Source organism: Phycisphaerales bacterium, from assembly GCA_020852515.1.
Classification (GTDB): Bacteria; Planctomycetota; Phycisphaerae; order Phycisphaerales; family UBA5793; genus UBA5793.
This window is the reverse complement of sequence record JADZAS010000013.1, coordinates 411,203-431,466: the sequence shown is the minus strand read 5'-3', so window position 1 is coordinate 431,466 and position 20,264 is coordinate 411,203. Positions and strand designations below refer to the sequence as shown.

Sequence of the window (20,264 nt, the reverse complement as noted above, 5' to 3'; positions counted from 1 at the left end):
GCCGCGTGGCGGCGCTGCGCGTTCGCTCAGGCCTTCACCAGCCGCGCGCCCATCTGCGCTTCGAACGCGTGCATCGCGTTGCGGGTGTCGATCACGAGCCGCGCATGCGCCGCAAGCAATTCATAGTCAAACGCATCGTGATTCGTCGCAATCAGCACCGCGTCGAACGAACCGATCGACTCGCGCGACAGTTCGACGCTCTTCATCCGCAGATCGTACTTGCGCATCTGGTGCGTCTGCGGCACGTGCGGATCCGAATACTCCACCAGCGCCCCATGATCGCGCAGCAGTTCGATCAACTCAAACGAAGGCGATTCGCGGATGTCGTCCACATTCGGCTTGTACGCCAGCCCGAGCACAAGCACGCGCGAGCCGCGCACCGCCTTGCCCTGCTGGTTCAGCGCATCGGTCACTTTGCCCATCACGTAATGCGGCATCGACGTGTTGATCTCGCCGGCAAGTTCGATGAACTTCGTCGGCCGGCCCACTTCCTTGGCCTTCCACGTCAGGTAGAACGGATCGATCGGGATACAGTGCCCGCCGAGCCCCGGCCCCGGATAAAACGGCATGAAGCCGAACGGCTTGGTCGAGGCCGCAGCGATTACCTCCCACACGTCGATCCCCATCGGATCCAGAATCATCTTCATCTCGTTGGCCATCGCGATGTTCACCGAGCGGAAGATATTTTCAAGCAGTTTCGCCGCTTCCGCGACCTCCGCAGATCGCACTGGGATCACCTGCTCAACGGCCCGGCGGTACAGGCGCACCGCGAGATCAGTCGCGACATCATCCAGGCCGCCGACGAGCTTGGGAATGGTGCGCGTCGAGTGCGACTGCCGGCCCGGATCCTCGCGCTCCGGCGAGTAGGCGACAAAGAAGTCCTTGCCGCATTCGAGTGACTCGCGACCTGCCCGGCGAGCCGCTTCAACCACCGCCGGCAGAAACTCATCGCGGGTTGTGCCAGGATACGTCGTCGACTCGAGCACGATCAACTGCCCGCGGCGAAGCGTCGCGCCGATGCGCTCCCCCGCGTCAATCACGTAACTCAGATCCGGCTCGCGATGCGCGCCAAGCGGAGTCGGAAGACAGACAATCACTACATCCGGCTCGCCCAGCCGCGCAAACGAGGTCGTCGCCTCGAACCGATCGCTCGCCGCCACAGCCGCCGTCATCTCCTGCCCGAGATGCTTGAGGTAGTTCCGCCCCGCCGCGAGGGCTTCGATCTTGCTCGCATCGACGTCGAACCCGACGACCCGGAACCCCCCGGCATGCAACGCACTCGCCAGCGGCAGCCCAACGTACCCCAAGCCAATGACGCCAATCGTGGCGGTCGCGGAGTCGAGTCGGGATTGGAGTTCTGTGTGCGACATTTGCACTGGCGCTTCCTGCGGTTGCGTTGCGAATCCGTCGGTTACGCGGCGGTTCATGTTTCTGTACGCACCGCGAATCGCTTGAGTGCTGCAGAAACGAACAGCCGGGCGGCGAAAGGGATGCCCTGACACAAGTATCGCCGCCAGAGACGCCCGGGCTCCTGGGCCAGGCGATGCACCCACTCCAGGCCGGCCCGCTGAGCCCAGCGCGGCGCCCGCCTCACTTCGCCGCAGACGAAACTGAAACTGATCCCCACGCCGATCCACCAGGCTTGGGGAAGGGTGCTGCGCAGTTCGCTGATCAACTGTTCCTGCTTGGGCGAGCCGAGCGCGACATACACGATGTCGGGCCCCGCGGCGATGAGTCTCCGCCTGAGTTGCTCCATCCGTGCAGCATCTCGATCGAAGCCCACTGGAGCCGGGTCCACGCCCGCAACTTTGAGATTCGGCCACTTGCTCCGCAGCGCCTCGGCGGCGCGCGAACTGCTCTCGCCGTCGCCGCCAAGCAGAAAGATCGACTTGCCTCGCATCGCCGCGGCCGCGCTGAGCGTCCAGATGAGACTCGAACCCGCCACGCGCTCCGGCAGCGGCGTACCTTGGACCCAGCTCGCCCAGACAAGCGGCATCCCATCCGCGACACGGATGTCCGCTTGCTCGCAAAGCGCTCGAAACGCGCCATCGAGCGTGAGCCGGCGGAGGTGATCGAGGTTGTGGGTCACGATCCACCCGCCTCGACCCTCATCGAGTGAGTCGAGTACATGCGCGATGCACTGCTGCTCCGTCGTCGAATCGAGCCGCGCGCCCAGAAGTCGTATGGGACGTGGTGCGGAGAAGACGTTTGAGGGTTTTGAAACGATGGTCATCACGCCGCTATCCGGCCGCGACAGCGGCGCCTCGCGTCACTCGGCTGCTCGAGGCGGACTGAGCCTTCATCCGCTGCTCAAACACCGCCGCCTGGCGTTCATCCAATTCCTGGGTTGCCCGGCGCTTGCCCTTGAAAAGGCACTGCCACTGGTAGCCCCGGAGGAACCGGCGAAACTCGAGATCGTCATAGCGCGGCCGGCGCTGGAGCATTGCCTTCACATAGCCCCACCACATCGCCAGCCCGCCAAGCACGCGCGGCGGCCGCGTCATGCGATACAACGCGCTGATCGTCATGTACGCGAGACCCGTGCCCATGAAATACTGCCCGGCCCCGTGCCGCATGCGCCCCGTCCACCAGCCCTTGTCGCTCGTGCCCATCGGCCGAAGGTGAATGAACCGCAACTCCGGATCATCCCAGCTGCACGCCTTCCACCCCAGCATCCGGCAGCGATGGCAGTCGATCCCGTCCCACATCACCTCGCGCACGAACCCGCCGATCTGCTCAAAGCACTCGCGGCGGTAGAACTTCGTCATCCCGACAGACATCTCGTCGCCGCACATTTCGCTTTCGAGTTTCCGGCTGCGAGGATCGATGAAATACGGCTTACCGCTGCACGTGCCGATCGAAAGATCGGCCTCCATGCGGCAGATCAGTTCCTCAAAGTAACCGGATGGCAAATCAAGATCGAGATCAAGTTTGACAACAAAGTCAAAGTCGGCGAGCTCGACCGTCTCCAGACCCGCGTAGAACGCATCGATGACGCCCGGCCCAACACTGCGCCGCCCGCGATCCCCCCGTCGCACGACCCGAACGAACTCATGACGCGCCGCGTACTCCGCAAGAATCCCGGGCGTGCCATCCGTCGAGCCGTCGTCGACAATGACCCAAACCGACGGACGCACTGTCTGGGCAATCACAGAGTCGAGCGTCTGCCGCATGTACGCCGCCTCATCCCGGCAGGGGGAGATCGCCACGTATGCCGGCCCGCTGGGTTCGAAGCACGCCTCCGGGTGTGCAGCGAGCCCTTCGCTTCGAGGAAACCCGCTATTCACTGCCCCGTCCCGACTGGGGTTGGTGTTGGAATCTCTTGCCAATGCGATCGATCTGTGCCTCGAACAATTGGACGCACCGACACGGGCCTGCCGGCAAGTCGTTCCCGAAAGATGTGAACGAGACGCGCCGCCTCCAGATCGGACCTGAAGTCGCGCTCCACGCGCTGCCGACCCGCGTCCGCCAATTGCTCGCGCCACTTAGGGCTGGCAAGCAGTTGGTCGAGTCCTTGCGCCAGAGCCTCGCCGTCTCCAGACGGCACGAGCACGCCGCTCACGCCATGTTCGACCAGTTCGGGAATGCCTGCGATATTCGTGGCTAACACGGCCACGCGGGACGCCATCGCCTCCATGAGCACGACGGGGATGCCCTCAGCAAAGCTGGAAATCACCAGCACATCTGCATGCTGCAGTCGAACGCGACACTCTGCCTGAGAGAGGTAGCCATGGAACGTGATGTACTTTTCCAGTTCCAGTCCGCACACCATGGCTTCGAGGTCACCGCGCAAAGGGCCATCGCCCACCAGATCCAAGTGCACGTCGGGGTGATCCCTCGCGAGCCGATCGATTGCTTCGATCAGCAGGGGCAGGCCCTTGACGGGATCGAACCGCCCGATGAACAGAAGGCGTTTGCCTCGACCATCGTGCGTGTGCGGCTGAAACTGGCTCGCATCGATTCCACAGTGCACGACGTGGTACTTATCCCAGTGCACAGGATCGCTCCAAAGCATAGCTTGGCCCCGCGCCCAAGAACTAACGCAGATCGCGAACAGGCTCCGTTCAAGTTTTTCGCGCAGCCGCCAGCGGCTCGGTTCTGACAGCGCGCCAAATCCATGAAGCGTCAAGCTATAGGTGAGATCACCCATCTCCGCTGCAATCATGGCGACATAGCCGCTTGCGTCGGGCGCCTGGTTGTGGATGTGCTTGACCTGTCGCCGGCGCGACTCGGCTACGACGAGGCCCGCCTCTGCAAAATAGCAGAGCTGATAAAGAAGCGATTTCAATCCTGGAGATCTCACTACGAGTGCCGTTCGAAGCGCGAGTAGATACCGCCACGGCGATCGGATGAAGCATCCAAGGTGATCAGTGAGCAGCCGCCCAGGCCCGCAAGGTATGAGATAGTGCGTCCGCCGCCGTTCTTCCTCCTGCTCGACAGTCCCAGCCTCTCGCTGCGCAGGTCGTCGAACGGAGATCGTCTCAACTTCGAACCCTTCGCATCGCAGCGCCGCGACTTCGCGCTGAATGAACGTATCCGTCGCACGGGGGTACTCGCCGCAGAGATAGGCCACGCGCAAGGTCATCAGACAGCCTGTCTCAAAGGCACAGCCGCCGGTTCCTCGACCGCCGGTGGCGCCGATTGGGCGGACTGCCGCACAGAACGATCCAGGCCCTCGCGCCATGAATAACGCGGCTTCCAGCCGAGCACGGTGCGGATGCGATCGTTCGGATAGCGCAGCGGTCGGCAGCGGGCGTGCAGCCGCACGGGCACAAGCAGCCCCGGGAGCTTTCCTCGGCCCTTGAACACGATCCTGTTCATGAGCCAGGCAAAGCGGGCGATCGTCCGCATCAGCATCCAGGGCATGGGGACGATGAATGCGCCGGGCGCGACCTTTCGCCGGACCTCGTTGATGTACGTCAGCGCCAGCGGCCGCTCATCCACAACATTGAGCACGAGTTCGCGAACTGCTCCTTCATGCTCGGCCGCCAACACAATCGCCTCGGCGCAGTTCTCAACATAGGTCAGCGGAGTTTCATTGAGCAGCCCCGTACACATCCACCATCTCCCCGCCTGAGTACCCAGTCGAGCAGACCATAAATTGCCTCGGCCAAAGATGACCCCCGGCCGCAGCACCACCAGGCGCCACTTGTGCTTCTCGGCGTGTTCTCGAGCACGCCGCTCCTGGAAGAGTTTCGTCTGGCAGTACTCGTCGCGGTTTGTGGGGCATTTCGCCAGCGGAGAGTCTTCATCGAGTCGACTCCATGACCACCGGTCAAGGTACTCGTACACCGCGAAGGAACTCGTCAACACCAGCCGACTCACTCCGGCTGCAGTCATCGCGTCCAGCAGGTTCTCCGTCGCGACCACCGTTCCGCCCAACTGCTCGTACAGGTCGCCGGACTTCGCTGCGGCAAGGTGGATGACGGCGTCAACATTATTGAGCAATGATGAACAACCCTGACGCTGTCGCAGATCATGCCGGACTTCTTCGATATGTTCTTCACCCGCCCATTCTCGAGGGATCGGCCCGGCAGCCGGCCGAACAAGTGCTCGAACAAAGTGCCCACGCTCCACTGCCGCCTTTACCACAGCGCGGCCCAAGAACCCTCCCGCACCCGTGATCAGCAGTCTCAAACCTGATTCTCCAGTGCAAGGAGCGCATCGATCAACCGGCTCGTGCGGTCCATGTCATCGAGAGTTACGGGAGGGTCTCCGCCGCTCTCGATGGCGTCGTAGGTCAAGTTCAGGAGTCGCTCGAGGCCCTCGTACGCGGTCCTTCCGGCGATCTTGCCCCACACGCCGCCGAATCCAGAAGCAAGGCAAGAGCGCGCATTCGAGAGTGAATTGAACAGGGGCACGAGGTGAGGGCTCCCGCCTCGCTGTCGCACGAGTCGACAGGTCGGGTTGAACATTTCGATGAATGCCTGACCACGACTGCCTCGCACCGCAACGCTGAACTCATCCGGCCACTGACGGCAGGTAAAGCGGAGTCGTGCGGTCGTCCGACCGAATCCGACGACCGCGTCCAGGTCATCGTACTTGAAAATGCTTCCGCCGCCTAAGTTGCGCCACGCCGCGCGGACGTGATCCGGCTCTGCCGCGCAAAGCCGCAGCGCGAGATAGCACAGGTGCGAGATGAATTCATGAATTGCTCCCGCCGGTAGTTGATGACTCGGATGCGGCGCGTTGGCATCGGCGTACCGTCCACCGTCGCGGATGCGCAGAGCCAGCCGGACGTCAACCTCTTCAACTTCGCCCACGGCGCCGTCGGCCACCCGCTCCTCCAGCCACAGAAACGGCCGGTTGAACCGGTAGTTGTGATTCTCGATGAGGAGAACCCCCTTAGACTCGGCGAGGCTCCGCAGTGAGCAAAACTCCTCGTGCGACAGTGCCACCGGCTTTTCCACGATCACGTGCCGGCCGGCTTCGATGCATCGCCGCACGATCCGTGCATGCGACGCGGCAGGGGTGAGAACGTGCACGACTTGCGGCTCACACTCACTGAGCATGCGCTCAAAGTCAGTGAACGTCGCCGGGATGCTGAACCGTTCCGCCGTGAAGCGCGCCATGGCTGGCGAAAGGTCGCAAATCGCCGCAACTTCGCATCCGACCCGATGCCGAAGCGCCAGGATGTGCTGCTCAGAGATCTTGCCGCTGCCGATCAGGGTTGCGCGGACTGTTGCAGCGCCGAGTGCCGGGCCCCGGCTCTCGCCGGCCCGCTGTTCCGCAATCGAAGGTGTTGCCAAGATTGAACTCATCGAAACATCAGCCTTCGGCACAGGTGCCGCCACCCGCAAACCTCCGCACGAAACCCGAGCAGATCGTGAGTGCCATCGGCATTCAGCACCCTCTGCGGAGTGATGTCGAACCGGCTGAGCAACAGGCGATCCGTCTGGCGCCGGTTGAAGCCAGGCGTCGTCGTGCAGGCGACGCGATACCCGGCTTCGAGCGCGGCCGCCTTCACGCGTTCGTCCCAGTCTCCATTGGGGTAGCAGAAGCTCGACACTTCGTCGCCGATCCACGATTCGAGTGTGTCCTTGGACTCCACAAGTTCGCGAAGCAATTCACCATCATCGAGTTGCGTCAGAATCGGGTGCGTAATGGTGTGAGAGCCGATTTCGTGTCCACGCGCGTGCAGCTCGGCTACCTGCTCGCGCGTCATCGCGCGGTACTTGGCCGGATCAGCCCCGCCCGGAGCCAGTTTGGTCGCTCGGTCGATCAGCGCCAACCGTTCGCCGGGCCGCACTTGCTTCAAGCCCTGCATCCACACTCGAATGCCGCCCTCCCGTGCCACGCGTCTGTCGGGCGGCTTCGGCAGGGATGCAACCATGCCCTCCCGGGCGCTGGGCGAACCTCTCAGCCAGGCTTCCGCCGCGATGTCAAACCACATCGGCTCGCTGCCTTCGACGAATCCGGTCGTGACAAAGAACGTGCCGCGCAGACCATACCGCTCCAGGATCGGCCCCACGTTTTCGAAGTTGTCCGCGTAGCCGTCGTCAAACGTGAGCGCGATGACCCGCTTCTCTGGCGCCTCGCCGCGGTGCAGCATCTCCGCCGCATCGCGAAGCGAGACGACGTGATACCGCCCGGCCAACCACGCGACCTGCTCCTCAAACGCGTGAACCGGCATCGCCAGCGAAGCCAGCGGATACTCGCGTGCCTGCCCCGCCGGAAGGACGCGGTGGTACATCAACACAGCCACACCAGGAGATCTGCAGTCTTCGTACGCCCGCAAGACTCCCGCTTTCGAGGCGGCTCGATCGAGACGCGTTCGCACCTGCTGCATCAGGACTGGCACTCGGAACCTGAAAGTACGGATTGCCGACACGGCTCATTTGATCTGGGCGCGGAGCGACCAATGGCATTGCTGAAAGTGCGCCGCACAAGCTGAATCATCGCCGTGAAGAACGGCTTTGGATCGTCCGCTGCGTAGTACGCACACACACGCTTCCCGCGCAATGAGGCCAGCCAGCCTCGCAGGGTCAATTCGCCACGGCGTCTGTGCTCTAGGAAACTCTTCAGGTCCCACTCGAAGCAGAACCACTTCACCCCAAGCTTGCACGGCTCCACTGGCTCCACCTGGTCACCGATGACATCGCGATAGTAGAGGTACGGAAGATCGACTCCGCTCGCGATCGCCAGCTCCCCGATCATGCAGGTTCTCGGATTGATGTCGATGAGCTTGTAGAGACCATCTCGGGGGTCAAGCATGTACTCTGTTGACGCCATTCCGCGGTAACCGGACTTGCGAATCAACTCGAACGCCGTCTCCTTCAGTCCAGGTTCAATCACGCTCACGTCGAATGCCCCGACTCCAAAATCGACCGGCCACTGGCGCAGCTTGTGCATGACGGTGTGCCCGAGCACCTGTCCGCTTCTGCCGACGTAGACACCGAACACGAACACCTGTTCATCCCCACCCGGGATGATCTCCTGAAGGATCACTTCAATCCCAAGGCGCATCAGCTCTCGCAGTCGCTCGTGCAACTGCTCGGGTCGTTCAATGACCAGCAGCTTCTCGTCAGTGTACTTTCGCAACCACACGTGTGCCAGCGACGGCTTTAAGGCGCATGGGAACGAAACCTGATCCTTGATCCGTTCATAGTCCTCATACGTCTGCACTAGATAGGTCCACGGTGTCGGAATATCGCACTTGACTGCGAGTGCGTGAGTGCCCAGCTTGCTGACGGATGCTTGAACAACTTCGTCCGGCGGTAGGTTGAAGTCGTAGCAGGTGCCCAGTTCCTCGCGATGCTTCGCGATAAACAACACATAGGCATCCTCGGTTGGAAAGAGAATCGGCTTTTCCGCTTCGCGGGAGGCCAGTTTGATCAGAAAGTCAAGCCAGGGCGATTCGTCCTCAATGATATTGGTCGGAGCGAATATGACCTTGGCATAGCGCGAACCGAGGCCAGCGCGGTCCGTGTAGGAATCGACCGCGACAACGGGAATGCCACGTCGTCCGAAACTTCGGACGACGGAGAGCCCGTTACAAGTGACTCCGAGTACAACAACAGTGCGATTGCCACTCATCGATTGTTCTCAGACAGCGTCGGCGGCACACCGATCGTGCTCTGACACCGCATCGATTACCGTCGCGTCCAGGCCCGGACGCGGGTCGGGGCGCTTCGCAGTCGCACCCCGCTGGGTGTAGTATCTCAGAAAGCCGACTCCCCCCGCGATCACCCGCAGGGACGAAAAAGCGGAGAACTGGAGCGCGTAGGAAACTGAGTCGCCCTGTCGCCAACGCGCGACAGCTGTTCTCGTGAACTGCACTCCAATACCCGCCAGTCCGCAGACGATGGCGGCCGCAAACCAGAGTGACCAGATCATCCCAAAGCACCCAATGACAAGAAGCGTGGGTGGTAGCAGTAGAGCCGTCCACATTCGGCGAAGACGCCGCCGGTTTGCGCGACTGTTGCGGATGCTCAGCGCATCGCCATACCCACCCCAGACGGCCCGCGCCCACCACTGTGAAAAGGTGTCAATTCCCGAATCGTGGCAGGCCATCGGGAGATCCAGCCGAACGACTCGTCCCCCTGCGGCTCTGATCCTGGCACAGAGATCGCTTTCCTCGCGGGTAAGCAGTGAGCGGTTGAACCCTCCGACGGCCTCATACGCTAGCGCTCGAATCATAAAGATGCCGCCGCAAGCCTCCACATCACCTGCGGGCTGCTTCCAGGTTTGCGGACTCAGCTTGCGATAGAGCAACACATCGGATTGTGCTTCACTGAGTTGCCCGCAGACGATGGCGACGTCTTCATGCTGATCAAGGTAGGCCGCGGCTTGTCGCAGCCATTCGGAAGCAAGCTCGCAGTCACCATCGAGAAACTGGATGTAATCGACTCTGGCGTACTCTCGTGCCAATACTTCCACGCCCTCCGCCCTGGCGCGTGCGGCGGAAAAGGGAGTCGAAGGATTGAGTTGGTGCACCGCAACGAGAGATCTCGCGATTTCGATACTGCCATCTGTGGAGCCGGAATCCACGTAAAGAGAATGGCCCTCGTTTTGTGGGATTGAAGCAATCGCCCTTCGCAGTCTCTCGCCTTCATTGCGTCCGATAATGATGACGGCGGTATCAGCCATCGAGAATGATTGCCTTACCCATTCTTGAACTGATCCTGACAGCAAATGACACGGAAGCGTCAGCCGATTGGTGAGGCATTTTGCGGCCGGATGAGCTTATAGTGAAAGCTATCTGCCAGTGCCGTCCAGCAGGCCTCGATCACATTTGGAGAGACGCCCATCGTGCTCCACCGATGATCGCCATCCCGTGACTCGATCGAGACTCTGGAACGTGATGGAGAGCCATTGTGTCCCTCTATCACTCTGATGTTGTAGTCGATTGTCTTCAGAGTCTGGAGCTCCGGGTAATGGACATCCAGAGCTTTGTGTAGCGCCCTGTCGAGCACATCGACAGTTTCGCTTCCTTCCGCAGCGGTCATCTCAATGCTGTCGCCGACCCGAATCTTCAGTACTGCATGAACGAGACTGCTGTCGTGTCGGTCCTTCTCGATGGTGATTCGCAGCGCCTCAAGCTCAAACAACGGACGGAATCGCTCCGTGAGCTTTTGCATCAATACCTTGAAGGACCCCTCGGCTCTGTCAAACTGGTAACCTTCTTGCTCAAGGCGCTTGATTTCCGCGACTAGTGTGCGGCTGTCCAAACCGTCCTTTCCAAACTCAAAGCCAAATTCCTTGGCCTTGAACTCCATGTTGCTCTTCCCCGCCAAGTCCGAAACCACAATGCGCCTCTGATTGCCGACCAGTGCGGGTTCCATGTGCTCGTACGATTCAGGGAACTTCATGATCGCGTTGACGTGGACGCCCGCCTTGTGAGCAAACGCGTTCTTTCCTACAAAGGGGCGTGAGTTCTGCGGAATCATGTTCGCCGTCTCGCTCACGTAACGCGCCAGATCTGTTAGCCCGGCGAGTTGATCATCCGACACGCAGCTTAGCCCGAGTTTCAGCTTCAGCACAGGAATTACGGAGGTCAGATCAGCATTGCCCGTTCTTTCCCCATATCCGTTGATCGTTCCCTGAACCATCTCAGCGCCAGCCTGTACCGCGACGATTGTGTTGGCTACGGCCATGCCGCAGTCATTGTGAGTGTGAATGCCGAGTCTGACAGTTCGGGAACTGCCGTACCTGACTCTCAGAGCGTCACGCACGCTGGTCGTGATCGCACTGATGTCGCTTGGCAAAGTGCCGCCATTGGTATCGCATAGCGTGATGAAATCTGCGTCTGCATCTACCGCAGCAAACAACGTCTGCAGCGCATAGTCGCGGTTGTGTTTGAATCCATCAAAGAACTGCTCGGCGTCATAGACCACCTCGCGGCCACGCTGCTTCATGTACGCGACCGACTCAGCGATCATGCGCAGATTTTCGTCCAGAGTTGTGCACAGTGCTCGCTCAACATGTACGTCCCAGCTCTTGCCAAAGATCGCGATGACGGGCGCTTCACTGTCGATTAACGCCCGGATATTCGCATCTGCAGTGACATCTGTATGTGCGCGCCGTGTGGAAGAGAATGCGGCCAGCTTGGCGTGTTTGAAGCGTGCCTTTCTCGCAAGCTCGAAAAACTGCAGATCACGTGGGTTTGATCCTGGCCACCCACCCTCAATATAGTGAATTCCGAACGAATCGAGTCGATGGCAAATTGCCAGTTTGTCGGCGGAACTGAAGCTGATGTTGGCGCCTTGAGTACCATCTCGTAAAGTCGTGTCGTAAAGATAAATAGGTTGCATTTGGTGAGTCTCCCTCACGGGCATCGGAGTTACCCGCCGTCTCCGGACCGAAAGTGAATTGGACAGTTTGCGTCGTGCGTCACTATGGTCAATAAGGCATTCGCGGCCGCAGTCCGAGACGTTGCGCGGCGGCCGTGATCGAGCGGCGAAGGGCTGGCCTTGACCATGAGCATTCGACCGCACGCGATCTGGCGGCTCGGAGCGGGCCGTAGTACTTCCGCATCGGCACCGGCCAGGAGAGTTCCTGATCCGAATAAAGACGCTTGTACGGCATCGCGTCCTGGAAGTCCAGCAGCGAGCAGCCGTGGTCGCGTCCCCAGCGCATTGCCTCGTAGTAGAGCAAACCACCGACCTGCAGGTTGCGGTGGAGAGCGTCACGGTCCGTGCCGATCCAGGAGGGGTACAGGCGTTCACCGCACTTCATGCTCAACAGCATCGAGATTGGCCGGTCGCCGAGCGATGCAGTGCACATCATCGCTCGGCCGCGCGGCGCAAAGGTGCGCCAGATCTGCTCGAAGTACCTTTGTTCAAAGGGAACGAATCCGTTGTGCGCCGCGGATTGGCGGTAGAGTTCGTAGAACTCGGAGATCTTGCCGGTCATCTCAACCCGGATGTCCACTCCCTCGCGCGCGGCGATGCGCATGTTGTAACGGGTCTTGCGGCGAATGCGCGCGAGCAATGCATCGTCGCTCCCAACCAGCGGGATCACGAGCGAGGTCTTCTTTCCAATCCACGCGTCACTGGGGCAGAATCCCTGCTCCCGCAGGGCCCGCCGCGCCGCATCCTGTGTCGGCAGCGTATCAATCCGGATCGAAGCGACGCGCCACTCTCGCGCGGCATCGTCAATCGCCCGCGCCGCCTGGTCGAGCAGCTCGGGCTGATCTTCCACGGCAATGGGGGCTCGCCACACGTGCGCGAGGAGCCCGATCGGCGTTCGTCGCAGGAGAACCTGAGCACCGGCGACGAGCCTTCCCGCCTGACGAATGAATACGTGTCGGCACGCGAATCCAAAGTTTTGCCGAACCATCGCGTACATGTAGGTCTGCTCGTGGTACCCGTGGAGGGCCTCGGCAACGAACGCGTTCCACTCATCGGCGTCAAAGTCGGCGCCGCTTTGCGCTCTTCTTTCGGTTTCACTGGGCTCGCTCGCCCGTTCGTGCGGAACGGAGGACGCCAGCGACGCGGGCAATGTACGGTGAAGAGCGCTGTGCATCTCAGTAGGGCAGGCGCGGGCGGCAGCCAGCACGCCACGCGATCTGGTCCACAGTTCGCCGCAGCAGCGGCCGCTTCCAGCAGGTCTCCAACGCGCAGCGGCGAAGGCCGGCGAAGGGGCCGTAAAACTTTCGCAAGGGCAGCGGCCAGAGAATCGGCTCGCCGCCAAGCTTCCGTTTGAACTCGGTGTCGCCGCAGAGGTCGTAATGGGTGCAGCCGTGCTCTCGAGCCCACTGCATTGCTCGAAAGTGAAGCAGGTAATTGGCCATGAGGCGGCTGCACGAAGGATCCCGATCGATGCCGCCCCAGCCGTAGTACATTCGCGATCCCACGACGGTGTTGCAGATTGCTGCCACCGGTCGGCCATTGAATCTCGCGATGAAGAAGGCCATCCGGTTCCGCGTGGCGAAGAGTCTCCAGAGGTACGCAAAGTACTCGAGAGGAAACACCGGAAAGCCATGATGAGCTGCCGTCTTGCTGTGGAGTTCATAGAACTCCGGCACTTCATTCAGCGAACCGGTCTCGACGATGACACCGGCCTTCTCCGCAAGACGTGTGTTGTAGCGCCCCTTGGTCTTCATCTGTGAAAGAAGGTCTGCATCGCCGGCGCGCAGCGAGATCAGCAGCGATGCGCGCTTGCCGCACCAGGGTGCAGACCAGCAATAGCCGGCATCGAGCAGCACCTGATGGACTGCGGTCTGCGTCGGAAAGGTGTCGATCCGCAGCACAGCGAGACTCTTATCGCTCGCCAACCCGTCCAGAGAAGATACCGTCGCGGTCAGGAGGGAAGCGCAATTGTCCTGCACGATGGGAGCACGCTGGATGAGCCCGAGACGGCCGACTGGAGTAGAGGCGATGATCGCGTTGCAGCCGGCTACGACCGCTCCGCCTCTGCAGATCGCCACTCGAGAGCGAGCAAATCCCCGGCTCTCTCTTTGTCGCGAATACTCCACGCACTGCTCATGATGCCCATCATCGTGAGACGCAACGAATGTCTCCCAATCGACGTCGCTGACGGAGGCCGCTTGGCCCGCTGTCGCGGTAGTCGAGCTGGGTGTTTGAATACCGGCATCGTGAACTGGCACGAGGCCTTCCGAGCAGGTTGTTGCAGCAGCCGAACAGGAGAGTGCAAGCGATCCCGTGCGCCGCTCCTCAATGGGCGAGTAGCTATTCACGCGTCCGGTCGTCCATCACGATCGGGAAGCACATCGTCGCGCCTCAGCGGCTTCATCGTGGCAATGCGCCTGAACCCGGATTTAAGAATAGACCGAATAGAAGGCTGGTTGTACACGCGGCAATCGATAAATGCTCGCGTTCCATTCGCGCAGAGCGACCAAATAGCATGCGTCATCAGTGCAGGAGCTATTCCGCGGCCACGGTATTCCGGATAAGTGCGCATTCTGAAAATGACGATGTCGTCAGGATTGAGATCAACGAACCACCTCGCGAAGTGCTGCCCTTGTCGAGTAAACAGCATGCCGACAGGATCGCCGTTGCTGAATGCGACCCACATCACGGCGTTCTGACGCATCTCCTGGAAATCGAGATCGAGCATCGATTTGCCGCCGTGCGTGACAATCGACTCGACGACGCACATCGGAAGATCTTCACAGCGTACATACTGGCCAAACCGTAAGGAACTGTTGTGCGGCGGGGAAAAAGGTCCCTCATGCACATAAACATGGTTCCGCTTTCGAAACAGACGCCGGTATTGTGACTGAATGCGCCGGAATACGCCATGCCACCCCCGGCCTACAACCTCGCCGAAGCGACGTCGGTAAGCTGAGACATCTGGACCCCTCCTACCGGCGGGCGATTCAATCATAACGGCCACGATGCTCGAGAGCGTGGATGAGGCGCCCCGGATGCCGCAGTACCGCTCGCAGGCGGGAACGGCGACTCCAAGATTCGATCTGCGAGCGCCAGCGTGCGGCACAGTTGACGACTGACGGCACCTCGAACCGACCTTGAGCGAGCGGGATGGCGCCGGTCATGTACCGGCTCTTGTACACGGAAACGTCCTTGCCGAAGTCGAAGTGATCCACTCCCGCCTCCGCAGCGCATTTCAACAGGTGAAGCAGGAGGATCGCACCCGGCGAGTCCGCGGCGAAGCGCTCGTCGTACGCTGGAAACCACGAGTGTCGTACTCGGGCCGTGGCCAGTCCCAAATGAACAGCCGTGATATCGTCACCCGCATAGAGAACGGAGAGAGGCGCGCCAAAGCCAGCGAGCTTCATCGCCATCAACTGCTCGATCAGCGCTCGGCACCAACGGATGGCGAAGAAGTCAACGACCCCAGTCTGCTGGCACTTCTTCGATTTCCACTTCAAGAGGCACTCCAGCGGACGCTTATCGTCGCAGTTCTCCACGAAACGCAGGGGTCCCGCGCGCTGCGCGAGTCGTTCCGCTTTGCGCTCGGCCTCCCGGATCTGCTTTCGTCCATTCTTGCCGCACGCCTGCTTGAAGGCGTCAAAGCCGTGGTGCAATTCGGCGATGGGCGAGATCTCTTCGTTGGCGAAGCCAGCTGAGAACTGGTGTTGCCGCGCAGGAAGATGATCAAACTCCCAGCGGACGAGGCGGCACCCGCGCAGCAGGTCCTCCGCCCGCCAGTCAACACTCGTGTCGACGACGACGCCGTGGTAATCACAGAGGCGCAGCCCGACCGGCCGGGCGACTCGATCCCATCGGCGGTGGTGGGGAAAGAAGCCGACCACTCTCCCGGCGTCTTCAATAAGACCGACGTACACGTCACGTCGCACCCGGGCGACCGCTTGCGTGAAGTCAGGACAGAAGTAGGGGCTGGCAAATGTATCATTGGTCTGTTGGATCAGGCGCCATCGCTCGATGAGATCATCTGACAGTTCACGGGCGGGAATCGCGAAGTACTTCATGCTTTCGGCGATGGACACTTGGGTGACTGAAACAGCGGCGGGCGGCGAAGCTGTTCATTCAACGCTTTGCCGCGCAAGATGTACCGCAGCAGCCCGCGAGTTCGCAGGGCAATGGTCTCAAGAAGCTCGGTCATCGCTGCAGCAGCCACCCCGAAATGCTTCTTCAGGTAGTAATACCGGCTGGGGAAGTAGTACGCTGCGATGCATGAGCCGACGCGCGCGGCACCAGTTGCCTCGGCGCTCGCGCCGCCGACGTGGGAGATCGACGCCGCACCGACCGCCCAGATCTCCGCGCCAGCCGACGTCGCACGACGGCACAAATCGGTCTCCTCGAAGTACAGAAAGAAGCAAGGATCGAATCCCCCGAGTGAGCGGAACAGATCGCTCGTGATGAGCATGGCAGCGCCGCAGACCCAATTCGTCCGGAACGCCTCTTCGCCGGGCATGATTACTCGGCGACGGGTGTACGCCTGCCGAGATCCCATCGCGGCGCGGAGAACCGTCCATGGTGTCGTCATCAGTCCCGCCGCCTGAAGGTGCGAGTTGTCCTCAAGGATTGCCGGGGCAGCTATGCCGCAGGAGGGGTGAGCTTCCATAAACTCGCAGAGAGTCTGTATCGCCTCCCGGCTGAGGACCGTGTCGGGGTTCAGAATCATCACGTACTTTGTATCGCAGCGCTGAAAGCCGAGGTTGCAGCCTCGGCCGTATCCCAGATTGTGCGGACTCCGAACCAGCGTAACCCAGGGAAAGCTGGCCTCGACCTCTTCAGCTGTGCCGTCGTCGCTGGCATTGTCCACGACAATGCAGCGTGCGATCCCAGCGTCCACGGATGAACGCAGCGCGTCGATACAACGACGGATCGTTGAGCGAGAGTAGTACGTAACGATGATGACGGAAACCAGCGGGCGCATCGGCTATCGCATGCAGCGGCGAAGGATTCCGGTATTGGCGGTGCTGGTGAGGAATTCGAATTGGTGCATGCTTCGGGGGGCGGGAACACGTGACATCGCAAAAGGGTCGCAACCGCAGTCGATGACCGTCTCGTGGCCGCCGCCGCATGCGCCTGCGAGTCCGGAACGTTTGAGCACATCGCGCAGGCGAGGCGAGCTTCGACCGTAAGGGAACGAGAAAAGCCGCGCTTGTCGACCGGACTGTCGGGCGATGGCGGCGCATGCTTCTTGGACCTGATGTTCCGCCAGGTCTTCGGTTCCGGTCAGATCGATGTGATCAACCGTGTGCGCTCCCAGTTCAAAGCAGCGGTATTCTTGCACGAGCCGTCGCACATCAGACCAATCTAGCGTGAGGCGAGGCGGCTCCTGCGATGGTGCAAGTTGGGTGTGCAAATCGTTCAGCAGCGTTCGCCGAGTGGTTGGTTCGGCTTTGAGAAGCGAATCACACACGGCGCCGTATGCCTGCCGCTCAACATCGACAGAGTCCAGAAGCCAAGTGCCGGCGGGCGCCTCGGCCCACTCCAGTCGGGCGTTCTTTCGATGAGCGAAGCAGGCGTATGCGACATCGATCCACTGCGGATCGGCACGTTCGACGTATCCGGTCGCGAGAAACAGCGTTGCGCAGAGACCGAGACTATCAAGTATCGGGGCCGCGACCAGAAGATTGTCGAGATAGCCGTCGTCAAACGTGATGGCGACGCTGCCGGCAGGAGGAGACGCGCCTCGGTTGAGCATGTCAACGATCGACAGCAGCGGCAGCACCTTCCGTCTCTCGGCGAGGAATCGCATCTGCTCCTCGAACACATCGGCAGGCACGTGGTTCGCCGGATCGATCCACGCCGCCTCGTCGGGCCCGGCCACACTGTGGTACATGAGAATAATCGCCCCGCGACGGCGCGAAAGTCTTGCGTATAGATCCGGCACGCCCAGGCAGCCAAGCGCAGCTTTCACTGGTCGGCGAACGCTCTGCCACCCGCGCGGCCGCGACGACGTCGACGATCCTCCAACAAAGTTCCGATGCGCCTGAATCATTGCGCCTTTGAAGGAACCGTGTCCAATCCGCGATCGAGTGTCAGCCAGCAGGACTTGAAGACCTCCACGAAGCGCTCAAGCGGAAAGTGCTCAAGGTGGCGATGAAGATGTCCCATCGAAGCCAAAAAGTGGCCACGAAGGTCTGCAGGCTCGCACTCAAGCGCCCTGGCATGCCGAACCAGTTCACGGCCGAGTCGCGCGGAAGAAAGCTGAAGCGACCTGGAGAGGCGGATCAGATCGTACACGCCGTAGCCGCGAGGATTCGCTCCGGCCCAATCGATCAGCACAAATGGCCACTTGGTGCCGTCGCGCTTTGCTGAAGTAAGTGGCTGCAAAATATTCCCGTACCACAGATCGTTATGGTCGAAAGTGTGCAATGGCGACCACTGACCCGCATGCAGGCGATTGAGCGACTCATTAACCGCCGTCTTGGTTGCGGAGTCCAGGAACGCCTGTGATCCAAGGTGTGAGAGGGCCAGTGAAAACTGACTGTCGCTTTGTGGCGTAATTCTTTGCGCTATCGCCGCGGCCCGGACCGCGTCTGCCAGCCAGTCGAGAAGCGTTCGCCTCAAACTCCACAGCCGCCACCGCAGCACGAGCCGGTTTGAAGGAAGATCGCGCGCCACAGGCAGGACGACGTAACTTCGTCCGTCGATGACGCCACTGTAAATCGGCGCAATGATCGCGGCACCCAATCGCTCTCCGAGCATTGAGCGGATGCGCTCGGCACGCTCCGTACCCCGCGCGACGAGCAGGGGTGATGACGGCCGCGAGCAGACGACGACGGCCACGGCCTCACCACTACCATTCTCGATGAGTCCTTTGGTCGTAGAGTCGATGCCAGGCTTGAGACGGCCAAGCGGCGAAAGCGAGAGGTTCGGACCGAGCTGCAATTCAAGCGCTTCGAGCGACGGTCGCAGAAGAGGTTCAAGGACCTCCATGGTGATGTGCGAGTTCTCATCATTTAGAGCATCCACTTCGGTAGCCACCGCGCCGCTGACGTCCTGCCGCACCACACTTGTTGCGAATACATTCATGAGTAAGTTTTGTGCGCCATTCGGGAAGCGAGAATCGCGGAGTCATGAGAGGCGACACGCGCAGGGCGCGCAAAGCCAGGCCTCAAAGCGCCGACACTCGTCGCCCCGCACAGGCCGCCAGCGATGACTGCGTAGACTGGGTTCATCATGGCGTTGAAGAGCGAATCAACCATGAACAGCACCAGGCACAACGCGAGCGCGAAGACGGGCCCGACTTCGCGACTCGACCACAGTGATGGGGGCGTTCGTCGGAACAGCATCCACGCCGGCAGCAAGATCAGCGCCGCCACTGAAACGAGTCCAACAGCGCCCTGCTGGCCGAATGTGATGATCCAAAAGCCGTCGGTCGCGATGTTATCGACGTCGTATCCCATCGAAGATGGGCGGTTGCGGCTGTGCGTTCCCCAGCCGAAGAAGGGCCTGCGCATCGCGTGTTCGCTGAGAATGTTTTCTGCTTCTAAACGATACCGCAGCGATCCCTCCCGGCTCGGGGCCACCGCGTCGGCGAGAGACATCAGTTGTGCAGCATCCCAGACTCCCAATGCTCGAAAGCCCATGTACATCACAGGCGCCACCAGCAACAGACTGACCACTATTCCGGTTCGCAGCTTTTTGACAGACGCCATCGCGGCCGCGCCGATCGCCAGCAGCGCAATGGCGCCGATGGACTTGCACAGAACTGTTGTCGTCGACAGTGCCGCAGCGATGTAGCCCAAGGGAATTCCCCAGAGCCCACGGCGCGCCCCCGACCACCACATCCACAGCGCCACGATTGAAGCAGTCGTCATCCACATCGCCACAGCCAGGCCGTGCTGCATGAACACGGTCGGCCGCCATCCGCCGAACCGGTGCGACTGTCCCCACGAGTGCTGGTGAAATCCATACACCCAGATGTGCAGCCGGGGGCTCATTCGAATCTCAAACAGACACAGCGGCACGTAAAGCAGGCCGCCGATCACCACCGCGATCGCCAGCGCCTTCAGCCCCTCCATGTCGGAAAAGTAGAGCCGACCCATCAGATACGGCACGCCCCAGCTGATGACCTGGCCGTAGGCCATCGACGCGCCGTCGTACGCTCCGAGGCCATTGAGCACAGACGTAAAGAAGGGTGAGACGCACCACACTGCGATCGGCAGGTCGAACCTGTTCAGGCGAAGCTGACCGAGTCGCGCCGAGTCGAAGAGGATCACTCCGGCAAGCACGCCGTACGACGCGGCTTCCATTTTTCCATAACCGGGCAGACCGGCATACTCGTACGCAGCCATTGGCAAAAAAAGCCACGCGCCCAGATAGGACACCAGCACCGCCACCCGAGCCTGGAGTATGGCAAAGAGCACCAGCACCGCTGCCGGCCAGCCGAACAGCGCGATCGGGATCAGCGGCGTCACT

The 20,264-nt window shown here is 61.1% G+C and carries 18 protein-coding genes; all 18 read right to left on the bottom strand.

The features are described 5' to 3' along the window. Nucleotides 1–26: 26 nt before the first annotated feature. Complete coding sequence (locus IT430_07940) at nt 27–1,370, bottom strand: nucleotide sugar dehydrogenase (protein MCC6907854.1); 1,344 nt, start codon at nt 1,368–1,370, stop codon at nt 27–29. A gap of 53 nt (nt 1,371–1,423) precedes the next feature. After that, nucleotides 1,424–2,233, bottom strand: a complete 810-nt coding sequence (locus IT430_07935; protein MCC6907853.1) for a WecB/TagA/CpsF family glycosyltransferase — start codon at nt 2,231–2,233, stop codon at nt 1,424–1,426. Nucleotides 2,234–2,240: 7 nt separating this feature from the next. Next, the gene (locus tag IT430_07930; protein MCC6907852.1) at nt 2,241–3,173 is read right to left on the bottom strand and encodes a glycosyltransferase family 2 protein; all 933 of its coding nucleotides are present in this window, start codon (nt 3,171–3,173) and stop codon (nt 2,241–2,243) included. A 110-nt stretch (nt 3,174–3,283) separates the two neighbouring features. Next, on the bottom strand, nt 3,284–4,150 hold the full coding sequence (locus tag IT430_07925) for a glycosyltransferase family 4 protein (GenBank protein MCC6907851.1): 867 nt from the start codon (nt 4,148–4,150) through the stop codon (nt 3,284–3,286). A 434-nt stretch (nt 4,151–4,584) separates the two neighbouring features. Beyond that, nucleotides 4,585–5,637, bottom strand: coding sequence for an NAD(P)-dependent oxidoreductase (locus tag IT430_07920; GenBank protein ID MCC6907850.1), 1,053 nt, complete (start codon nt 5,635–5,637; stop codon nt 4,585–4,587). Next, the gene (locus tag IT430_07915) at nt 5,634–6,761 is read right to left on the bottom strand and encodes a Gfo/Idh/MocA family oxidoreductase (GenBank protein MCC6907849.1); all 1,128 of its coding nucleotides are present in this window, start codon (nt 6,759–6,761) and stop codon (nt 5,634–5,636) included. The genes IT430_07920 and IT430_07915 overlap by 4 nt, the downstream gene beginning before the upstream one ends. Continuing rightward, nucleotides 6,758–7,693 carry a polysaccharide deacetylase family protein gene (locus tag IT430_07910; protein MCC6907848.1) on the bottom strand — a complete coding sequence of 312 codons (936 nt, stop codon included), beginning with the start codon at nt 7,691–7,693 and terminating at the stop codon, nt 6,758–6,760. The genes IT430_07915 and IT430_07910 overlap by 4 nt, the downstream gene beginning before the upstream one ends. A gap of 95 nt (nt 7,694–7,788) precedes the next feature. Then, nucleotides 7,789–9,036 (bottom strand): hypothetical protein, encoded by a 1,248-nt coding sequence (locus tag IT430_07905; GenBank protein MCC6907847.1) that lies wholly within the window; start codon nt 9,034–9,036, stop codon nt 7,789–7,791. A 9-nt stretch (nt 9,037–9,045) separates the two neighbouring features. Beyond that, nucleotides 9,046–10,089 carry a glycosyltransferase family 2 protein gene (locus tag IT430_07900; protein ID MCC6907846.1) on the bottom strand — a complete coding sequence of 348 codons (1,044 nt, stop codon included), beginning with the start codon at nt 10,087–10,089 and terminating at the stop codon, nt 9,046–9,048. A gap of 59 nt (nt 10,090–10,148) precedes the next feature. After that, nucleotides 10,149–11,753, bottom strand: a complete 1,605-nt coding sequence (locus tag IT430_07895; GenBank protein MCC6907845.1) for a citramalate synthase — start codon at nt 11,751–11,753, stop codon at nt 10,149–10,151. 88 nt (nt 11,754–11,841) lie between these two features. After that, nucleotides 11,842–12,966, bottom strand: coding sequence for a GNAT family N-acetyltransferase (locus tag IT430_07890; protein MCC6907844.1), 1,125 nt, complete (start codon nt 12,964–12,966; stop codon nt 11,842–11,844). A gap of 1 nt (nt 12,967) precedes the next feature. Beyond that, the gene (locus IT430_07885) at nt 12,968–14,050 is read right to left on the bottom strand and encodes a peptidoglycan bridge formation glycyltransferase FemA/FemB family protein (protein MCC6907843.1); all 1,083 of its coding nucleotides are present in this window, start codon (nt 14,048–14,050) and stop codon (nt 12,968–12,970) included. Between the two features lie 86 nt (nt 14,051–14,136). Next, on the bottom strand, nt 14,137–14,562 hold the full coding sequence (locus IT430_07880; GenBank protein MCC6907842.1) for a GNAT family N-acetyltransferase: 426 nt from the start codon (nt 14,560–14,562) through the stop codon (nt 14,137–14,139). Between the two features lie 220 nt (nt 14,563–14,782). Next, nucleotides 14,783–15,874, bottom strand: a complete 1,092-nt coding sequence (locus IT430_07875) for a GNAT family N-acetyltransferase (protein MCC6907841.1) — start codon at nt 15,872–15,874, stop codon at nt 14,783–14,785. Then, nucleotides 15,853–16,767: a glycosyltransferase family 2 protein gene (locus IT430_07870; protein ID MCC6907840.1), complete on the bottom strand. Its 915-nt coding sequence runs from the start codon at nt 16,765–16,767 to the stop codon at nt 15,853–15,855. The genes IT430_07875 and IT430_07870 overlap by 22 nt, the downstream gene beginning before the upstream one ends. 3 nt (nt 16,768–16,770) lie before the next feature. Further along, nucleotides 16,771–17,838, bottom strand: a complete 1,068-nt coding sequence (locus IT430_07865; GenBank protein ID MCC6907839.1) for a polysaccharide deacetylase family protein — start codon at nt 17,836–17,838, stop codon at nt 16,771–16,773. Then, entirely contained in the window at nt 17,835–18,875 is a 1,041-nt protein-coding gene (locus IT430_07860; protein ID MCC6907838.1) for a hypothetical protein, read from the bottom strand. The genes IT430_07865 and IT430_07860 overlap by 4 nt, the downstream gene beginning before the upstream one ends. Then, nucleotides 18,872–20,263, bottom strand: a complete 1,392-nt coding sequence (locus IT430_07855) for a hypothetical protein (protein MCC6907837.1) — start codon at nt 20,261–20,263, stop codon at nt 18,872–18,874. Before IT430_07855 ends, IT430_07860 begins: the two co-directional genes overlap by 4 nt. Nucleotide 20,264 lies beyond the last annotated feature (1 nt).